A 3,825-nucleotide genomic window follows, 5' to 3' on the forward strand; every position below is an offset into this window, starting at 1 on the left:
CAAGCTGCTGGAAATCCTTGCGCAGTCGGGCACGTCTTTTTCCGAGGTGCTGACCAGCTATCGTTCGGTGATCTTTGTGTTGCTGGTGTTTTCCACGGCCCTGATGGTGGCCGCACTGGTCTTTCTGGTGACGATCATCGCACTTAACCGACGCATCTCGGCAATCCAGCGATCCGGCATTCAGGTCGCCAGCCTGCTGATCAGCCGCGACTCGCGCGCTGTCTACATCAACGATCTGGAATTTGCGCTGACCGAAGCCGCACTGGAAACCCTGTCGGTTCTGGCCGAGGCGCGAATGGATGACGAGGTGCTGACCGGCGCGCAGATCGAGGCGGTGATCTCGGGGCGCAACGAGGCCGATTGTGACGAGGCGGCAGGGGCCACGCGGGTGAAACGCTTGCGCGACACGCTGGGCAACCAGTTGGTCAGCGAATTGTTGGTCAAGACCATCGCCCGACGCGGCTATGTGCTGGCGGTTGGCAAGGAAACCATCCGGATGATCTGACGGATTTGAAAGCAAAAGACCCGGGCTGCAAGGCCCGGGTCTTTTGCTATGGTGGTGAGCCGGTCGGGATCCGAACCCGAGACCTACTGATTAAAAGTCAGTTGCTCTACCAACTGAGCTACCGGCCCACAACAAGCGGGTGATTAGGCAAGCCAGCTTCGGGGGTCAAGGGCAAAAAGCGCGCGGGTCTGGCAAAACGGGTGCGCCGGGCGTATATGCCGGGGCATGACACAGATGCCGCCTCTAAACGGCCTGCCGTTCATGAAAATGCATGGCGCGGGCAATGACTTCGTGGTGATCGACTCGCGCCGTGGCGGGCCGGTGATGACGGCTGGTCTGGCGCGCGCCCTTGGCGACCGCAATCGTGGCGTCGGGTTTGATCAGCTGGCCGAGATTACTTCGGTGCCGGGGGCCGATTTCGGGCTGGAGTTCTGGAATAGCGATGGCAGCCGGGCGGACGCCTGCGGCAACGCCACGCGCTGCGTGTCGGACTTTGTGATGCGCGATGTGGGCAAAACTGCAGTGTCGCTCGTAACCGGGCGCGGGGCGTTGCGGGCCGAACGGTTGGCCGATGGCCGGGTGTCGGTGAACATGGGGCATCCGCAGCGCGACTGGGCCTCGGTTCCCTTGGCGCGCGAGGTGGATGTACTGCACCTGCCGCTGCCGGGCGATCCGGTCGCCGTCGGCATGGGCAACCCGCATTGCGTGATGTTCGTGCCAGATGCCGATGCGATGGATCTGTCCGCCCTTGGCCCGGTTTACGAACATGATCCGCTTTATCCCCAGCGCACGAACGTTGAGGTCGCGTCGCAGATCGGCCCAGACCGCCTGCGCATGCGCGTGTGGGAACGGGGAACGGGGATCACCCTGGCCTGCGGGTCTGGGGCCTGCGCCACGGCGGTGGCCGCGCATTTGCGCGGGCTGACCAGACGGCAAGTGGCGCTGGAGATGGATGGTGGGGTGCTGGAGGTCGACTGGCGCGACGACGGCGTCTGGCTGACCGGGCCGGTGGCGCGGGTGTTCGACGGGGTGTTGCCTGCCGATTATGTGGCCGCTGTCGGATGAACGCGCCCGTCCTTGCCACACCCGTCCTTGCCACACCCGTTTTTGCCACGCTCGGCTGCCGTCTGAACGCTTATGAGACGGAGGCGATGAAGGAACTTGCCGCCGCGGCGGGGGTGTCCGGGGCGGTTGTGGTGAACACCTGCGCCGTCACCGCCGAGGCAGTGCGCAAGGCCAAGCAGGAAATCCGGCGGCTGTCGCGCGAACATCCGGGCGCGCAGATCATCGTGACCGGATGCGCAGCACAGACCGAGCCGGAGACCTTTGCCGCGATGCCCGAGGTCAGCCGCGTGGTGGGCAACCACGAGAAGATGCAGGCCTCAACCTGGGCTGGCCTTGCGGTGCCCGACCTTATTGGCACGACCGAGCGGGTGCAGGTTGATGACATCATGTCGGTCCGCGAAACGGCCGGGCATCTGATCGACGGGTTCGGGCGGCACCGGGCCTATGTGCAGGTGCAGAATGGGTGTGATCATCGCTGCACGTTCTGCATCATTCCCTACGGCCGGGGCAATTCGCGGTCAGGTCCCGCCGGGGTGGTGGTGGAGCAGATCAGACGGCTGGTGGACCGCGGCTTCAACGAGGTGGTGCTGACCGGGGTGGACCTAACGTCGTGGGGGGCCGACCTGCCGGCGACACCTCGGTTGGGGGATCTTGTGATGCGGATCCTGCGGCTGGTGCCGGATCTGGCGCGGCTGCGGATCAGTTCCATCGACAGCATCGAGGTTGATCCGGCGCTGATGGAGGCGATCGGGGGGGAGGCGCGGCTGATGCCGCATCTTCATTTGAGCCTGCAAGCGGGGGATGATCTGATCCTCAAGCGGATGAAGCGGCGGCATTTGCGGGACGATGCGATCAGGTTCTGTGAGGAGGCTCGGCGTTTGCGGCCGGACATGGTGTTCGGGGCGGATGTAATCGCGGGGTTCCCCACCGAGACGGAGGCGATGTTTCAGCAATCCCTGAAGCTGGTTGAGGAGTGCGGGCTGACGTTCCTGCATGTGTTCCCGTTCAGCCCGCGCAAGGGCACTCCGGCGGCGCGAATGCCGCAGGTGCGGGGGCCCGAGATCAAGGAGCGCGCGGCCAGGCTGCGGGCGGCGGGGGATGCGGCGTTGGGGCGGCATCTGCTGGCGCAGGTCGGACGGCTCCACCGGGTTCTGATGGAGGGGCCGCGGATGGGGCGGACCGAAGGCTTCGCCGAGGTGGATTTCGGAGCGGATCAGCCGGAAGGGCAGATCGTGAAGGCGGTTATTCTGGGGCACGGGGACGGTCGGCTTTTGGCGTGACCTTGGGTTGTCCACGCGTGGACATCCGGTCGCCACAAGGGATTTCAATGGGTTAGGGTTAGGCGTTTAACGTTGTGTTAAGGTTTGAGGGTGGTGGGGCGGTCCTTCATCGTCGGAATGAGTTGGGGCAGGCCTCGACCTACAAGTGGTACAGTTCACTGGCTTTCATCCCCGCGAAGGCGAGAGCCAGATAGATTGGGTTGCCCATGGGTCCCCGCCTGCGCGGGGATGACAGGGTGGGAGCGGTGCGCTGTAGCGCAACCTACAAATAGATCATCTTGGACCGAGGGCAGCGCCTGACCGCCGGGTGGGCGCAGCAACGCCGGTTCTGGGCGGTTTATGGTTCAGCACCTCCCACAGCAATTCTGCTGGTGACGTTACAAAAGCGCCCGCCCGAGGGGGCGGTCGGGCGCTGCCCGGCGGGCTTCGCCCTTGATTCCGGGCGGGGTGGGAGAGTCTGGGCTGCATGATTATATGCGTGAAATCACACACCCTTGTCTTTTTGAAATCTGCGATAGAGTGGCTGGCAGACGAGACCCCGACGCACCCTTGGATTTTGGAACCCGTCTCGTAGCTAGGGGCTCGTCTGCCGACCATTGCTCAACCTGAACAGTTGCATGGGAGGACCGCACCACCGGTCGATCCCGCAGATCAAGGACAGGCACCATCATGATTGCACAAGACATCATCGGTGTCGATATCGCCAAGGGTTGGATCGACGCGTTTCACCTTTCCACGGCCAGGTCGGACAGGATTGTCACAACAAAACAGTATCTTGCGAAGTTCGCCAAGGCGGCCAAGGGCTGTCTGGTGGTCGTTGAGGGGCTATGAACGGCCGCTGACGGAGGCGCTGGCTCGCGCGGGGGTGGACTGCGTGGGGGTGGACTGCGCGCGGGTGGACTGCGCGGGGGTGAACCCGCGACAGGCACGGGAGTTCGCCCGCGCGACCGGCAGGCTGGCCAGGACCGACCGGGT

General features: G+C 64.3%; 3 protein-coding genes, 1 tRNA gene and 1 pseudogene. 4 read left to right on the top strand and 1 reads right to left on the bottom strand.

What is annotated here, in order from left to right; translation table 11 throughout:
• Positions 1-505: hypothetical protein (locus RMO18_RS05640; protein WP_309664477.1), on the top strand; the 505-nt coding region annotated here is incomplete at its 5' end.
• Positions 506-557: 52 nt separating this feature from the next.
• Here RMO18_RS05640 and RMO18_RS05645 read toward each other — a convergent pair.
• Positions 558-633 (bottom strand) — tRNA-Lys (locus tag RMO18_RS05645).
• Positions 634-730: 97 nt separating this feature from the next.
• Between RMO18_RS05645 and dapF the strand changes: the two genes are divergently transcribed.
• The 3 genes and pseudogenes from dapF to RMO18_RS05660 form a co-directional block, all read left to right on the top strand.
• Positions 731-1,570, top strand: a complete 840-nt coding sequence (gene dapF / locus RMO18_RS05650) for a diaminopimelate epimerase (protein WP_405054013.1) — start codon at positions 731-733, stop codon at positions 1,568-1,570.
• Positions 1,567-2,850 (top strand): tRNA (N(6)-L-threonylcarbamoyladenosine(37)-C(2))-methylthiotransferase MtaB, encoded by a 1,284-nt coding sequence (mtaB, locus tag RMO18_RS05655; protein ID WP_309664479.1) that lies wholly within the window; start codon positions 1,567-1,569, stop codon positions 2,848-2,850. The genes dapF and mtaB overlap by 4 nt, the downstream gene beginning before the upstream one ends.
• Before the next feature lie 669 nt (positions 2,851-3,519).
• Positions 3,520-3,825: pseudogene (locus RMO18_RS05660) on the top strand (hypothetical protein); the annotation flags it as partial.

Source organism: Tabrizicola sp. (assembly GCF_031377265.1).
GTDB lineage: Bacteria > Pseudomonadota > Alphaproteobacteria > Rhodobacterales > Rhodobacteraceae > JAUYQR01.